The 15307-nt window shown below is 68.0% G+C and carries 11 protein-coding genes; 7 read left to right on the forward strand and 4 right to left on the reverse strand.

Features of this window, described 5'->3' with window-relative positions; translation table 11 throughout:
• Window positions 1-18: 18 nt before the first annotated feature.
• Window positions 19-429, reverse strand: coding sequence for a VOC family protein (locus tag RALTA_RS25350; protein ID WP_012356824.1), 411 nt, complete (start codon window positions 427-429; stop codon window positions 19-21).
• A 346-nt stretch (window positions 430-775) separates the two neighbouring features.
• Here RALTA_RS25350 and RALTA_RS25355 point away from each other — a divergent pair, with 346 nt between their 5' ends.
• Complete coding sequence (locus RALTA_RS25355) at window positions 776-1084, forward strand: H-NS histone family protein (RefSeq protein ID WP_012356825.1); 309 nt, start codon at window positions 776-778, stop codon at window positions 1082-1084.
• 87 nt (window positions 1085-1171) lie between these two features.
• On the opposite strand, the gene RALTA_RS25360 is transcribed toward RALTA_RS25355, so the two are convergent.
• Complete coding sequence (locus tag RALTA_RS25360) at window positions 1172-1984, reverse strand: hypothetical protein (RefSeq protein WP_242405286.1); 813 nt, start codon at window positions 1982-1984, stop codon at window positions 1172-1174.
• 292 nt (window positions 1985-2276) lie between these two features.
• Here RALTA_RS25360 and RALTA_RS25365 point away from each other — a divergent pair, with 292 nt between their 5' ends.
• Window positions 2277-3305 (forward strand): AraC family transcriptional regulator, encoded by a 1029-nt coding sequence (locus RALTA_RS25365; RefSeq protein WP_232347819.1) that lies wholly within the window; start codon window positions 2277-2279, stop codon window positions 3303-3305.
• Window positions 3306-3318: 13 nt separating this feature from the next.
• On the opposite strand, the gene RALTA_RS25370 is transcribed toward RALTA_RS25365, so the two are convergent.
• Complete coding sequence (locus RALTA_RS25370) at window positions 3319-4239, reverse strand: LysR family transcriptional regulator (RefSeq protein WP_012356828.1); 921 nt, start codon at window positions 4237-4239, stop codon at window positions 3319-3321.
• 106 nt (window positions 4240-4345) lie between these two features.
• Between RALTA_RS25370 and RALTA_RS25375 the strand changes: the two genes are divergently transcribed.
• A complete protein-coding gene (locus RALTA_RS25375) occupies window positions 4346-5575 on the forward strand; it encodes an MFS transporter (protein ID WP_012356829.1) in 1230 nt (409 codons plus the stop codon).
• Between the two features lie 34 nt (window positions 5576-5609).
• Here the strand turns inward: RALTA_RS25375 and RALTA_RS25380 are convergent, their stop codons facing one another.
• Complete coding sequence (locus tag RALTA_RS25380; RefSeq protein WP_041232838.1) at window positions 5610-6836, reverse strand: NnrS family protein; 1227 nt, start codon at window positions 6834-6836, stop codon at window positions 5610-5612.
• A gap of 231 nt (window positions 6837-7067) precedes the next feature.
• Here RALTA_RS25380 and RALTA_RS25385 point away from each other — a divergent pair, with 231 nt between their 5' ends.
• The 4 genes from RALTA_RS25385 to narH all read left to right on the forward strand — a co-directional run bounded on the left by RALTA_RS25385 (window position 7068) and on the right by narH (window position 15282).
• Complete coding sequence (locus RALTA_RS25385) at window positions 7068-8348, forward strand: MFS transporter (protein WP_193352072.1); 1281 nt, start codon at window positions 7068-7070, stop codon at window positions 8346-8348.
• A 62-nt stretch (window positions 8349-8410) separates the two neighbouring features.
• Complete coding sequence (locus RALTA_RS25390; protein ID WP_012356832.1) at window positions 8411-9796, forward strand: NarK family nitrate/nitrite MFS transporter; 1386 nt, start codon at window positions 8411-8413, stop codon at window positions 9794-9796.
• Window positions 9797-9983: 187 nt separating this feature from the next.
• Window positions 9984-13730 (forward strand): nitrate reductase subunit alpha, encoded by a 3747-nt coding sequence (locus RALTA_RS25395; protein ID WP_012356833.1) that lies wholly within the window; start codon window positions 9984-9986, stop codon window positions 13728-13730.
• A gap of 1 nt (window position 13731) precedes the next feature.
• Window positions 13732-15282: a nitrate reductase subunit beta gene (gene narH, locus RALTA_RS25400; RefSeq protein ID WP_012356834.1), complete on the forward strand. Its 1551-nt coding sequence runs from the start codon at window positions 13732-13734 to the stop codon at window positions 15280-15282.
• The last annotated feature ends 25 nt before the right edge of the window (window positions 15283-15307 follow it).

Genomic DNA, 15307 nt, shown 5'->3' on the forward strand with positions numbered 1-15307 from the left:
TCCGGCGCCATGGCGCATTCACTGCGACGCCTGCATTGCCGCCATATCCATATACACCAGCTCCCAGACATGGCCATCCAGGTCCTGGAAGCCGTGGCCATACATAAAGCCCAGATCCATTGGCGGCTTGTAGGTACTGCCGCCCGCCAGCACCGCGGCATTGACCATTTCATCGACGCGGGCCCGGGTTTCCATCGACAGGCAAACCAGCACTTCGGTGGCTTTGCGCGCATCGCAGATGTCATTGGGCGAGAAGCTGCGGAACTTGGCTTCAGTGAGCAGCATCACGAAAATGTTCTCGCCGACGATCATGCAGGTGGCGGTATCGTCGGTAAATTGCGGATTGAAGGAAAAGCCCAGCTGTGTAAAGAAGGCAATCGACTTTTGCAGGTCGCGGACGGGCAAATTGACGAAAATCTGCTGACTCATAGGGGGCTCCGATAGTCGTGAGGTGGCACTGCGCGGGGCGCAGACAAACAGTCTAGGCGCTAACCCCAAGGGGCGCGCGAATTCCATTGGCTCTAAATCAGGGCAAAAATGGGAAGGCCGTGCAGCGAAACCGTTCATTCGAGGCGCGATGTTACGGAGAAGGTTGCGGCAATCCTGCCCGCAATCGACGTCCAATCGGCGTGCAACCGGCATGACAATGCTGGCGACAAGCTGCCCGACAATCTCTCCGTGCAATCTCCGTTATTTTTTGTAAAATTTTTTCAGGTGCTCTGTCACCGGAATTTCTAGTACCATGCAGCGGCCTAATTGCAGAAAGGGGATATAAATGGCGACATACAAGCAACTCCTGGCTGAGAAGGAAGCGCTGGAAGCCAAGCTGAATGAAGTGCGCGCGAACGAAGTGGCGGGCGTGATCGATAAAATCCGCGAACTGATGACCGAATATGGCCTGACCGCGGAAGACATCCTGCCCCGGCGCAAGCGCGGCCGTCCCGCCGGCAGCAGCGCACGCAAGCCTGCCGCCGCCCTGCCCCCGAAGTACATGGACCCCAAGACCGGCAAGACCTGGTCGGGCCGCGGCCGTGCGCCGGCCTGGCTGGGCAAGCGCCCGGAGCGCTTCCTGATCGAGCAGTAACCCAGTCCTGCCGCCGGGGCTCAGCGGGCCGATCCGGTCGCCCGCTGCCCCGCCAACCCGTCCGCAGCCCGGGGGCCCGGACGGGTTTCACAACGCCTGGCAGACATAGTCCTTTCGTAGCGCCCTGAAACCCTGCTGCGTCGGCTCCGCCGTCAGGCGCGCGCCGCCGTCGGCCAGCGGCTGCAGGCGCAAGATCCGCGCCGAACACTGGCTGGCGGTCTCGTCCCGCTGGTAACGGATCTCATACTGCGCGCCGGCCACCGGCACGAACGACACGCCCGCGGCGCAGCGCATCTCGGGCAGCGGCGGCGCGGCCGCCGACGTCACCGCCACATAGATGCGCCGGCCCGCCTCGACCAGCCTTTCGCGCGTGCGCGCGGCCGGCTCCGGCGAACGGCCGGCCATGTCCAGGCTGCGCTCCCTTCCCATCGCCGACAACTGCCTGCCCATCCCCGCCAGCACCAGCGGCCGGGCCGGATCCGGGCACCTGGCCGGATCGACGATGGTGAACGAGGTGTTTTCGTCGGTGCTGGTCACCAGCCGCACGCTGGCGGACGGCGCACCGGCGGGCACCCGGTATTGCGCCACGCAGCCCGACGCCGCCACGGCGGCGGCGAGCATCGGCAACACGGCAAGGCGGGGCAGGAAGGCGAACGACCGGTCATGGCGCATGGCGGCGGGCAGGTTGAGTCGCGAAAGGGATGCCGGGCTCGATGCAGCGTTGACGGCAAGATGATGCGAAATGGCGCCTGGATGCGGCCCGATCACGCCGAGGCCGATTCGGGGGCCGCTGGAGCCGCAGGATTCCCGCCATGCCGTCAAAGCGATCCAGCATACCCGCTTCCGACGCCCGCCGGCAGCCGCACAAACCCATGTTGAAAACTTCGACGTGATATCCACAGAATCTGTGGATATCCTGCCGTGCCCCGTCCGAAAAGCCCGGTCTGTGCGCCACCGCACCGGACTGCCCAAATTTTAAGCAACGGGTTGCATCGGCCCGCCAGGCCAGCAGCGGCGCGGCCCTCCCTGCCGCCTGGCATCCAGGGATACCTTCCCGAGCGTGCGTTAAGCTGCCTGGCACACACTTCCGGCCGCCTCGCGCCCTTGAAGGGGCCATCGTCACCGCGTAATCTCTTTCGTACCGGGGGCTGCACTGGCGCACTTGCGCCACCTTGCCAGCCAGAAAACGACGATGCCACAACAAGAGCCTATCCAGGCCGGGCCGTTGCCTCGTGACCTGCTTCACGCGCTCCGTGAAGGCGGTTACGACGTATCGGCACTCGCGCCTGCCCCGGAATCCGACACCGACTCCGACACCTGCGACCATCAACCCGCCGCGCATGCGGCCGACCCGCAACAGGCCATCCACCTGCTGCTGGCCGTCTATCACGCCACTGGCGACCCCGCCATCGGACTGTGGCTGGGCAGCCGGATGCCGCCCGACCTGCTCGGCCTTGCCGGCCTGCCCGCCATGGCCGGCCCCTCGCTGGGCACGGCGCTGCGGCGCATCGCGCGCTACCAGAAGCTGCTGGCCGGCGATCGCGTCGAGCTGCGCCGCCAGGGCGACGAGGCCTGGGTCTGCATCCGCCCGAGCGATCCCGAGGCGCCCGACAGCCGGCCGCGCATCGACATGGAGCTGTGCTCGCTGCTGGCGTTCGGCCGCCGCTTCACGCGCAAGCCGCTGCATCCGCTGCGGGTATCGCTGCGCATCGGCCGGCCGGCCTGGCACCTGCGCTATACCGAGGCCTTCGACTGCCCGGTGCGCTTTGGCGAGCCGGAAGACGCGATCGTGTTCGGCCGCCGTGACCTGGCGTTGCGGCTGATGGCCCGCGACCGCTCCAGCCCCTCGGCGCCGCCCGCCAGCCGCGACCTGCGGCCCGCCGCGGCATCGCTGGGCGATGTGCGCAGCGCCCTGCAGCAGCTGGCCGGCGACCGCGCCCTGAGCCTGGCCGCGGTGGCGCGCCATCTCGATATCAGCGAGCGCACGCTGCAGCGCCGGCTGATGGCCGCCGGCACCAGCTTCCGCACGCTGTGCGAAGACGCGCGGCGGGACCTGGCCGGCCACTACCTGAGCGAAGGCGAGATGTCGCTGGGAGAAATCGCGTTCCGGTTGGGCTTTGACGATGCCAACTCGTTCTTCCGCGCGTTCCGGCGCTGGACCGGCATGACGCCGGGCGACTACCGTCGCCACGCCACGCCCGCGCCGCAGCAGCCGGCCTAGCGGTGCGCCTGGCTCACCCGCCGCGGAGCCGTTCCCACGGCGGGTTGTCGCCAAAGCGCTCGGCCAGGAAATCGACGAAGGCGCGCACCCGCGGCGGCACCAGGCGCCGCTGCGGCATCACCGCGTAGATGCCGGTGTCCGCCAGCGGGTAGTCGGGCAGCACCTGCACCAGCCGGCCGGCCCGCAGGTCGGCGCAGACATGCCAGGCCGAATGCAGCGCGATGCCGAAGCCGGCCAGCGCCGCGTCGGACAGCAGCTCGCCGGTATTGGCCTCGATCCGGCCGCGCACGCGCACGGCAATTTCGCCCCCGGCGCCATCGCCCAGCCGCCACACATCCTGCCGTCCCTGGCTGCCCACCAGCAGCAGGCAGTCGTGCCGCGCCAGGTCCTGCGGCGTGCGCGGCATGCCGCGCCGGCGCAGGTAGTCGGGCGAGGCGCACAGCAGCCTCCGGTTATTGGCCAGCCGCCGCGCGACCAGCGCCGAGTCGTCGAGCGCGCCGATGCGGATCGCCAGGTCAAAGCCGGCGCTGACCAGGTCCAGCACGTGGTCGCTCAGGTTGACGCTGAGCGATACCCCCGGATGCCGCGCCAGGAACTCCGGCAGCAGCGGCGAGACGTAGAGCCGCCCGAACGACGACGAGGTCGTCACCCGCAGGGTGCCGGTGATGCCCGTGCCCGCCTGCCGCAGCGAGGCCCCCAGCGCCTCCAGGTCGTCCACCAGCGCGCGCCCCTGCTCTGCCAGCACCGCGCCTTCAGGGGTGACGTGCAGGCGCCGCGTGGTGCGATGCAGCAGGCGCACGCCCAGCTCGCGTTCCAGCCGTTGCAGCCGCTGGCTGGCCACCGCCACCGACAGGTCCAGGCTGCGCGCCGCGGCACTGATCGAGCCCAGGTCGAGCACGCGCAGGAACAGCCCGATATCGCCGATCCGGTCCATGATTCTCAACTAATTATTGAAACTCATTATGGATCATGCCGGTTTTTACTGAAGCCGAAAAGGGCCAGACTGCGGGCTTCGTCCTCTCTTGCGCCCCTTTCCGACCATGGCCTCCTCCCCTTCCAGTCTCGCCGCGCCCGCCCCGGCCCGGCTGCCGCTGGCGCTGTACGCGCTGACCGCCGGCTCGTTTGGCATCGGCTGCGCCGAATTCGTCATCATGGGCCTGCTGCTGCAGGTCGCCGCCGACCTGCAGGTGACCATCGCCGCGGCCGGCATGCTGGTGTCCGGCTACGCGCTCGGGGTCTTCGCCGGGGCGCCGGTGCTGACCCTGCTGACCCGCCGCATGCCCCGCAAGGCGGTGCTGCTGGCGCTGATGGTGATCTATACCGTGGGCAACGCCGCCTGCGCGCTGGCGCCTGACTACACCACGCTGATGATCGCGCGCGTGCTGACCTCGCTCACGCATGGCACCTTTTTCGGCGTCGGCGCGGTGGTCGCCACCGGACTGGTGCCGGAGCACCGCCGCGCCTCGGCGATTTCGGTGATGTTCTCGGGCCTGACCCTGGCCACGCTGCTGGGCATGCCCGCTGGCGCCTGGCTGGGCCTGCACCTGGGCTGGCGCTCGACCTTCTGGGCGATGACGCTGGTCGGCCTGCTGTCGCTGGCGGTGATCGCGCTGCTGGTGCAGAAGAGCCAGGACCACGGCGCGCGCGTGGCGCTGCGCGACGAGCTGGCCACCATCGGCCGCCCGCAGGTGCTGCTGGGGCTGTTGATGACGGTGCTGCAGTCGATGGGGATCTTCGCCGTGATCACTTATGTGCAGCCCTTGCTGACCCGGGTATCCGGCTTTGGCGAGGCCGCGGTATCGCCGATCCTGCTGCTGTTCGGCGCCGGCATGATCGTCGGCAACGTGCTGGGGGGCCGCTTTGCCGACCGCGCCCCGACGCGCGCGGTGCTGGCCACGCTGGCCACGCTGACGCTGGTGCTGGCGGCGATGACGCTGGCCATCCACAGCCAGGTGCTGGTGGTGGCCTTCGTTGGCATCCTCGGCGTCGCGGCCTTTGCCACCGTGTCGCCGCTGCAGTTGCGCGTGCTGCGCCACGCCCGCGGCGCCGGCGAGAACCTGGCATCGAGCTTCAATATCGCCGCGTTCAACCTGGGCAATGGCCTGGGCGCGTGGATGGGCGGGGTGGTGGTGGACCACGGGCCGGGGCTCACCGCGCTGCCGTGGATCGCGGCGCTGGCGCCGATGGCGGCGCTGGCGGTGGCGTGGCTGAGCGTGAAACTGGAACAAGGCGCAAACGCCCGCGCGCCCATGGCGCAGGCCTGCCCCTGAATGCCCGCACGATGTTCCTGACGCCCTGCGCGAATCAGCCCGGCTTGCCGTCCACGCGCGGGCGCGCCAGCCGCGGCGCATACGTCAGCGCGTAGAGGCCGAATCCCGCCACCCAGCACGCGCCCGCGCCCCACACCCAATGCAGGTAGCCGGCGGGCCAGGCCATCGGCCCGAACACCCGCAACACCGCCGCCGCGGCCACCAGCCAGTACGCCGCGGTCTCGGCGCGGCGGGCCACCAGCACGCGGCCGGTGTGGCCCAGCGCGGTGCGGGTGATCATGGCGATGATCGCCACCCCGAGCACGCCCACGGTGAAGGCGTGCGTCGCCAGCCCGGCCATCACCAGTCCCAGCGCACCGAGCGCCTGCAGCAGCAGCGCCAGCGGCAGCCACGCGTAGGCCAGGTGCAGCACCCACAGGATCGGCCGGTTGCCGACCGCATGACCGCGCCACCCCGCCACCCGAATGCCCAGCACCAGCGCGGCCAGCAGCGACAGTGCCGCCACCAGCCATGCGGGCACGGGCAGCAGCCCGGCCGCCAGCCCGAGCACCGCAGCGGGAATCACCAGCCGATCCACCTGCCGGTACTGGCGCAGCCGGAAGCCGGGAATCGCATTGGTGGTGAACATCGGGATCACGCGCCCGCCGATCACCACCACGAACAGCGTCACCAGCGCCACGCCGGCGCGGCAGGCCAGCATCGCGCCGGCGTCATGGCCGCGCGCCTGCAGCCACAGGCTGGCGATATCGGCCAGCGCCAGCAGCCATAGCGCGAGCGCCAGCGGATAGTTGCGGCGATTGCCCCCGCGCACCAGCGTGCGCGTGAAGGCCAGCGCCGCCAGCGGCAGGAACGCGGCTTCGACCGCAAAGGCCGCAATACCGGGCACTACCCACAGGCCCACGCGTCCCGCCAGCCACAGCCCGAACAGCACGGCCAGCGCGGCGCCGGTCGGCGTCGGGTGCCCGGTCCAGGCCCGCCCGGCCGTGAACAGGAATCCCACCACGATGGCCGCGGCAAAGCCGAACACCATCTCGTGCGCGTGCCAGAACATCGGCGGCAGTGCCGGTGGCGGCGCGAACGCGTGCATGCCCGCCAGCATCGCCGTCCACGCTGCCAGCGCCAGCGCGGCAAACACCGCGCCGCCCAGATAGAACGGACGGAACCCCAGCGCGAACAGGGCAAAGCCACGTGGCGGCGGGCCCGCGGGGGCCTGGCCGGAAGGCGGCATGCGCCGCGCGGGAAGGATGGGAATGGTTTCCATGGCTGGGGAAGCGATCAGGGGCGGCGCGGGGTCGCCGCGGCAGCGCGAGGCGATGCGCCGCATCTCGTGCCCACGATAGCACCGCCGCGGCGCCGGCGACCTCCCCCGGTAGAACTACCTCCAAAGGCAGTCAACGCCAGCGCGCGCGCTGTGCTGCCGGCGAATAGGCAGCACCAGCGCCCGCCCCTACTCTGGCATCACCCCCGCCAAAGTTGACTCAGGAGCATGGCCATGGCCACCCAATCCCGCGCGCCGGACCCGATCCCGCCCGGCGCCGCCATCACGCTGGCGTCCAGTACTTTCGCCTTCACCATCTGCTTTGCCGTCTGGATGCTGTTCGCGGTCCTCGGCATTCCCCTCAAGCAACAGCTCGGCCTCAACGACACCGAATTCGGCCTGCTCGCGGCCACCCCGGTGCTGAGCGGCTCGCTGATCCGCGTGCCGCTGGGGCTGTGGACCGACCGCTTCGGCGGCCGCATCGTGTTCTTCGTGCTGATGCTGGCCACCGTGATTCCGATCTGGCTGATCTCGTACGCGACCACGCTGTGGCAGCTGCTGGTGCTGGGGCTGTTCGTTGGCCTCGCGGGCGGCTCGTTCTCGGTGGGCACGCCTTACGTGGCGCGCTGGTTCCCGCGCTCGCGCCAGGGGCTGGCGATGGGCATCTTCGGCGCCGGCAACTCGGGCGCGGCGCTGACCAAGTTCGTCGCCCCGGCCCTGATCCTGGCGGCCGGCACCTGGACCATCGTGCCGCGCGTGTATTCGGTGGCCATGCTGGCCACCGCGCTGCTGTTCTGGGTGTTCTCGCGCAGCAACCCGGCGCACGTGGTCAAGTCCAGCGCCGGCTGGCGCGAGCAGCTGGCGGTGATGCGCGACCCGCGCGTGTGGCGCTACTCGCAGTATTACTCGGTGGTGTTCGGCGGCTATGTCGGCCTGTCGCTGTGGATGACCAAGTACTACATCGGCGAGTACGGCTTCGACATCAAGGTGGCGGCCTTCCTTGCCGCGTGCTTTTCGCTGCCGGGCGGCGTGCTGCGCGCGATCGGCGGCTGGATCTCGGACCGCTACGGTGCCCATCGCACCACCTGGTGGGTGATGTGGGTGAGCTGGGTCGGCTTCTTCCTGCTCAGCTATCCGCAGACCGACTTCATCGTCCAGACCACCAGCGGCCCGCAGGCCTTCCGCATCGCGCTGACGCCCACGCTCTTCACCATCCTGCTGTTCGTGGTCGGCATCGCCTTCGCCATCGGCAAGGCCTCGGTGTTCAAGTTCATCTCCAACGACTTCACCCACAACATCGGCGCGGTCTCCGGCGTGGTGGGCCTGGCCGGCGGGCTGGGCGGCTTCGTGCTGCCGATCCTGTTCGGCATGCTGGCCGACCTGACCGGCATCCGCAGTAGCTGCTTCATGCTGATGTACGGCACCGTGTGCGTGAGCCTGGTGTGGATGCACTACAGCCACCGCGCCGAACGCCAGCGCAAGGCCCAGGCCGTCGGCCTGACCCAGCCCGCTTGACACCGCACCGTGGCACCCACCCACGCGCGCCTCCGCGCATTCTTCATCAAGGCACACTGATCATGACCTCATCCGTACTCACCCGCTGGGAGCCCGAGAACGCGGCGTTCTGGCAAAGCAAGGGCGAGCGCATCGCCTACCGCAACCTGTGGATCTCGATCCCGGCGCTGATGCTGGCCTTCGTGGTCTGGATGCTGTGGAGCGTGGTCGCGGTCAACCTCGACCGCGCCGGCTTCCAGTTCACCAAGAACCAGCTGTTCTGGCTGACCGCGCTGCCGGCGCTGTCGGGCGCCACGCTGCGCATCTTCTATTCCTTCCTGGTGCCGGTGTTCGGCGGGCGCCGCTTCACCGCGATCTCCACCGCGCTGCTGCTGATCCCTGCACTGGGCATGGGCTTCGCGCTGCGCGACCCGTCCACCGGCTATCCCACGCTGCTGGTGCTGGCGCTGCTGTGCGGGCTGGGCGGCGCCAATTTCAGTTCGTCGATGGCCAATATCAGCTTCTTCTTCCCCAAGGCGAAGAAGGGACTGGCCACCGGGCTGAACGCCGGCATCGGCAATCTGGGCGTGTCGGTGGTGCAGTTCGTCACGCCGCTGGTGGTGTCGCTGGCGGTGTTCGGCGCGCTCGGCGGCGAGCCGCAGCAATACCAGGCCCACGGCGCCACGCAGAACCTGTGGCTGCAGAACGCGGGCTTTGTCTGGGTGCCGTTCATCGTCGTGTCCGCCTTGGCCGCGTGGTTCGGCATGCATGACATCGCCGATGCCAGGGCGTCGTTCGCCGAGCAGGCCGTGATCTTCAAGCGCAAGCACAACTGGCTGATGTGCTGGCTGTACGTGGGCACCTTCGGCTCGTTCATCGGCTTCTCGGCCGGCCTGGCACTGCTGACCAAGTCGCAGTTCCCGGGCGTGAACCCGACCGCCTACGCCTTCCTGGGGCCGCTGGTCGGTGCGCTGACGCGGCCCGTCGGCGGCTGGATCTCCGACAAGCTTGGCGGTGCGCGCGTCACGCTGTGGACCTTCGTCGGCATGATCGCGGCGGTGTTCGCCGTGCTGGCAGCGCTGCCGCACGACGGCACCGGCGGCAACTTCACGTGGTTCCTCGCGGCCTTCATCGCGCTGTTCGCGCTGACCGGCATCGGCAACGGCTCGACCTTCCGCATGATCCCGGTGATCTTCCTGACCGAGCGCCAGCGCGCCGCCAAGGGCAAGGGTGACGCCGCGCACCGCCAGGCGCTGCAGGAGGCCGGCAAGGAATCCGCCGCGGTGCTGGGCTTTTCCGGTGCGATCGGCGCGTACGGCGGCTTCTTCATCCCCAAGAGCTTCGGCACCTCGCTGGAGCTGACCGGCGCGCCCGACGCCGCGCTGTACTGCTTCATCGCCTTCTATGTCAGCTGCGTGCTGGTGACGTGGTGGTACTACGCGCGCCGCAACGCTCCCATGCCCTGCTGAAGGCCTTGCCGGCCGGACTAGTTCTTCGGAACTAGGCCCGCGCCGTGCACCTCCCCCGATCGCCATCCGGCGGCTGTTCCACCAGCGAATTGGCCGCCGCCCCGCTCCCCCATAAGCTCGAGGTGTCCCTGCAAACGCTCCCGCATGCGCCGGAGCGCCGCAGCAAAGCCTCGCGGAGAACAAGCAAATGAGTCATTTCCTGGATCGACTGAAGTTCATGTCGCGCGTCAAGTCCACCTATGCGGACGGCCACGGCGCGGTGGTGAACGAAGACCGCAAGTGGGAAGACGGCTACCGCAGCCGCTGGCAGCACGACAAGATCGTGCGCTCCACCCACGGCGTGAACTGCACCGGCTCGTGCTCCTGGAAGGTCTACGTCAAGAACGGCCTGATTACCTGGGAAACACAGCAGACCGACTACCCGCGCACGCGGCCGGACCTGCCCAACCATGAGCCGCGCGGCTGCCCGCGCGGCGCGTCGTACAGCTGGTACGTCTACTCCGCGCAGCGCGTCAAGTACCCGATGATCCGCGGGCGCCTGATGGAGATGTGGCGCGAGGCCCGCAAGACCCTGGACCCGATCGCCGCGTGGGAATCGATCAGCCAGGATCCGGAGAAGGCGGCGCGCTACAAGAGCGTGCGCGGCCAGGGCGGCTTCGTGCGCGCCGACTGGAACACCGCCACCGAGATGATCGCCGCGGCCAACGCCTTCACCGTGAAGAAGTTCGGCCCGGACCGCGTGATCGGCTTTTCGCCGATCCCGGCCATGTCGATGGTGTCGTACGCCGCCGGCGCGCGCTACCTGAGCCTGCTCGGCGGCGCCTGCCTGTCGTTCTACGACTGGTACTGCGACCTGCCGCCGGCCAGCCCGCAGATCTGGGGCGAACAGACCGACGTGCCCGAATCCGCCGACTGGTACAACTCCACCTACCTGATGGTGTGGGGCTCCAACGTGCCGCAGACGCGCACGCCCGACGCGCACTTCTACACCGAGGTGCGCTACAAGGGCACCAAGACCGTCGCGGTCTCGTCGGACTTCGGCGAGATGGTCAAGTTCGGCGATATCTGGCTGGCGCCGAAGCAGGGCACCGACGCCGCGCTGGCCATGGCGATGGGCCACGTGGTGCTCAAGGAATTCCACGCCAGCGGCAAGTCCGCCTACTTCCGCGACTATGTAAAGCAGTACACCGACATGCCGATGCTGGTGCTGCTGCGCGAGCATGGCGACACGCTGGTGCCCGACCACTTCCTGCGCGCCTCGCACCTGGCCGACAACCTCGGCGAAGCCAACCATCCGGAATGGAAGACGCTGCTGGTGGACGACGCCACCGGCGCGATCGTCGCGCCCAACGGCTCGATCGGTTTCCGCTGGGGCGAAGCCGCGCACAACGGCGGTGAGAACGTGGGTCGCTGGAACCTGGAGCTGAAGGACGGCGGCAGCGGCCGCTCGGTCGAGCCGCGCCTGTCGCTGCTCGGCCACGGCGACGAAGTGGTCGAGGTCGGCTTCCCCTACTTCGGCGGCGAGCACGACGAACTGCTCCGTCGCCGCGTGCCGGCGCGCCGCATCACGCTGGCCGACGGCAGCACCGCGCTGGTCGCGACCGTCTACGACCTGCAGCTGGCCAACTACGGCGTCGACCAGGGCCTGGGCGGCCCCAACGTGGCGGCGTCGTATGAAGACGACGTGCCCTACACCCCGGCCTGGCAGGAGAAGCACACCTCGGTGCCGGCCCGCCTGGTGATCCAGGTCGCGCGCGAGTTCGCCGACAACGCCGACCGCACCCAGGGCAAGAGCATGGTGATCGTCGGTGCCGCGCTGAACCACTGGTACCACAACGACATGATCTACCGCGGCATCATCAACCTGCTGATGATGTGCGGCTGCATCGGCAAGAGCGGCGGCGGCTGGGCCCACTACGTCGGGCAGGAGAAACTGCGCCCGCAGTTCGGCTGGGCCCCGCTGGCGTTCGGCCTGGACTGGTCGCGCCCGCCGCGCCAGATGAACGGCACCTCGTTCTTCTACAACCACACCAGCCAGTGGCGCCACGAGAAGCTGGCCGTCGACGAAATCCTGTCGCCGACCGCCGACCGCAAGCGCTACGACGGCCTGTCGCTGCTGGACCTGAACGCCAGGTCCGAGCGCATGGGCTGGCTGCCGTCGGCGCCGCAGCTCGGCACCAACCCGCTCGACGTGGTCGACGCGGCCGAGCAAGCCGGCAAGGACCCGGTCGCCTACACCGTCGAGCAGCTGAAGTCGGGCGCGCTGCAGTTCGCCTGCGACGATCCCGACAATCCCGCCAACTTCCCGCGCAACATGTTCGTGTGGCGCTCCAACATCCTGGGCAGTTCTGGCAAGGGGCATGAATACTTCCTGAAGTACCTGCTCGGCACGCAAAACGCCGTATTCGGCGACGAGAACGACGCCATCACGCCGAGCGAAGTCAACGTGCGACCGGCCGCCGAAGGCAAGCTCGACCTGTTGACCGTGCTCGACTTCCGCATGAGCACCACCTGCCTGTACGGCGACATCGTGCTGCCGACCGCAACCTGGTACGAGAAGGACGACCTCAACACGTCCGACATGCACCCCTTTATCCACCCGCTGTCCGAAGCCGTGCAGCCGCTGTGGGAAAGCAAGACCGACTGGGAAATCTACAAGGCCATCGCGAAGAAGTTCAGCGAGATCGCCGGGCCGTACCTTGGCACGCGCAAGGACCTGGTCTGCACGCCGCTGCTGCATGACACCCCGGGCGAACTGGGCCAGCCGTTCGAGCCGAAGGACTGGAAGGCCGGCGAGTGCGACCTGATCCCCGGCAAGACCGCGCCGTCGATGACGGTGGTCGAGCGCAACTACGCGGACATCTACAAGAAATTCACCTCGATCGGCCCGCTGCTCGACAAGCTCGGCAACGGCGGCAAGGGCATCAACTGGAACACCCAGCACGAGGTGAAGGAAATCGGCGACCTGAGCCATACGGTGACGGAACCCGGCGTGAGCAAGGGCCGCCCGAAGCTCGAAACGGCGATCGACGCCGCCGAGATGATCCTGACCTTCGCGCCCGAGACCAACGGCCACGTCGCCGTCAAGGCATGGGAAGCGCTGTCGAAGATCACTGGCCGCGACCACACCCACCTGGCCGAAGGGCGCGAGCACGACAAGATCCGCTTCCGCGACGTGCAGGCGCAGCCGCGCAAGATCATTTCCGCGCCGACGTGGTCGGGGCTGGAATCGGAAGAGGTCAGCTACAACGCCGGCTACACCAACGTGCATGAGCTGATCCCCTGGCGCACGCTGACCGGCCGCCAGCAGTTCTGGCAGGACCATCGCTGGATGCTGGACTTCGGCGAGGGCGCGTGCGTGTACAAGCCGGCCATCGACACCAAGACCGTCGCGCCGATGCTGGGCAGGAAGCCCAACGGCAACCCGGAGCTGGTGCTGAACTGGATCACGCCGCACCAGAAATGGGGGATCCACTCCACGTATTCGGACAACCTGCGCATGCTGACGCTGTCGCGCGGCGGCCCGCACGTATGGATCTCGGAAGCCGAGGCCAAGGCCAACGGCATCCGCGACAACGACTGGGTCGAGGTGTTCAACGTCAACGGCACGCTGACCGCGCGCGTGGTGGTGTCGCAGCGCGTGCCCCAGGGCATGTGTTTGATGTACCACGCCCAGGAAAAGATCGTGAACGTGCCGGGTGCCGAGACCAGCGGTATGCGCGGCGGCATCCATAACTCGGTCACGCGCGCCGTGACCAAGCCCACCCACATGATCGGCGGCTACGCGCAGCTGGCCTACGGCTTCAACTACTACGGCACCGTCGGCAGCAACCGCGACGAGTTCGTGATCCTGCGCAAGATGAAGAAGATCGACTGGCTGGAAGGGCCGCTCGTGGAAAAGAACGCGAAGTTGAGTGAAAAGGAAGGAGCCTGACATGAAGATCCGTGCCCAGGTGGCCATGGTGCTGAACCTCGACAAGTGCATCGGCTGCCATACCTGCTCCGTGACCTGCAAGAACGTCTGGACCAGCCGCGACGGCGTCGAGTACGCGTGGTTCAACAACGTCGAGACCAAGCCCGGCATCGGCTATCCCAAGGAATGGGAGAACCAGGACAAGTGGCAGGGCGGCTGGAAGCGCAATGCCGACGGCACGCTCGAACCGCGCCAGGGCGGCAAGCTGAAGATCCTGGCAAACCTGTTCGCCAATCCCAACCTGCCGGCGATCGACGAGTACTACGAACCTTTCACCTACGACTACGAGCACCTGCAGAAGGCGCCGCTGTCGCAGACCCCGCCGACCGCGCGGCCGGTCTCGGTGCTGACCGGCCGCAAGATGGAAAAGATCGAGTGGGGCCCGAACTGGGAAGACGACCTCGGCGGCGAGTTCAGTTCGCGCGGCCGCGACAAGCTCTTCGACGACGTGCAGAAGGAGATGTACTCGACCTTCGAGAACACCTTCATGATGTACCTGCCGCGCCTGTGCGAGCACTGCCTGAACCCGGCCTGCGTGGCGTCGTGCCCGTCGGGCTCGATCTACAAGCGCGAGGACGACGGCATCGTGCTGGTCGACCAGGACAAGTGCCGCGGCTGGCGCATGTGCATCTCGGGCTGCCCGTACAAGAAGATCTACTTCAACTGGCAGAGCGGCAAGGCCGAGAAATGCCTGTTCTGCTATCCGCGCATCGAGGCCGGCCAGCCCACGGTCTGCTCCGAGACCTGTGTCGGCCGCATCCGCTACCTCGGCGTGATGCTGTACGACGCCGACCGCATCGAGCAGGCCGCGTCGGTGGCCGACGAGCGCGACCTGTACCAGTCGCAGCTCGACGTGTTCCTCGATCCGCACGACCCTGCGGTGCAGGCCGAGGCGCTGCGCCAGGGCATCCCGCAAAGCTGGCTCGATGCCGCGCGCAAGTCGCCAGTCTACAAGATGGCGTGCGAGTGGAAGGTCGCCTTCCCGTTGCACCCGGAGTACCGCACGCTGCCGATGGTCTGGTACATCCCGCCGCTGTCGCCGATCCAGTCGGCGGCGGAGGCGGGCCACATGGGCATGAACGGCATCATCCCCGACGTCAAGAGCCTGCGCATCCCGGTCAAGTACCTGGCCAACCTGCTGACCGCGGGCGACGTGATGCCGGTGCTGTCGGCGCTGGACCGCATGCTGGCGATGCGCGCCTACAAGCGCTCGCAGGTGGTGGACGGGGTGCAGGACCTCGATGTGCTCAAGCAGGTGGGCCTGACACCCGCGCAGGTCGAGGATATGTACAAGACCATGGCCATCGCCAACTACGAAGACCGCTTCGTGATCCCGTCCTCGCACAAGGAAATGGTCGAGGACAGCTTCAACGACAAGGCCAGCTGCGGCTTCACCTTCGGCAACGGCTGCTCGGGCGGCACCTCGGATGGTGCGCTGTTCGGCAAGAAGCCGCAGGGCAGCGTGCATTTCGTCGACATGCCCAGGTCGCGCAAGAAGGCCGTGATGAGCTGAGCGCCCGCGAACGAACCGGAGAAGA

Source organism: Cupriavidus taiwanensis LMG 19424, from assembly GCF_000069785.1.
GTDB classification, from domain to species: Bacteria; Pseudomonadota; Gammaproteobacteria; order Burkholderiales; family Burkholderiaceae; genus Cupriavidus; species Cupriavidus taiwanensis.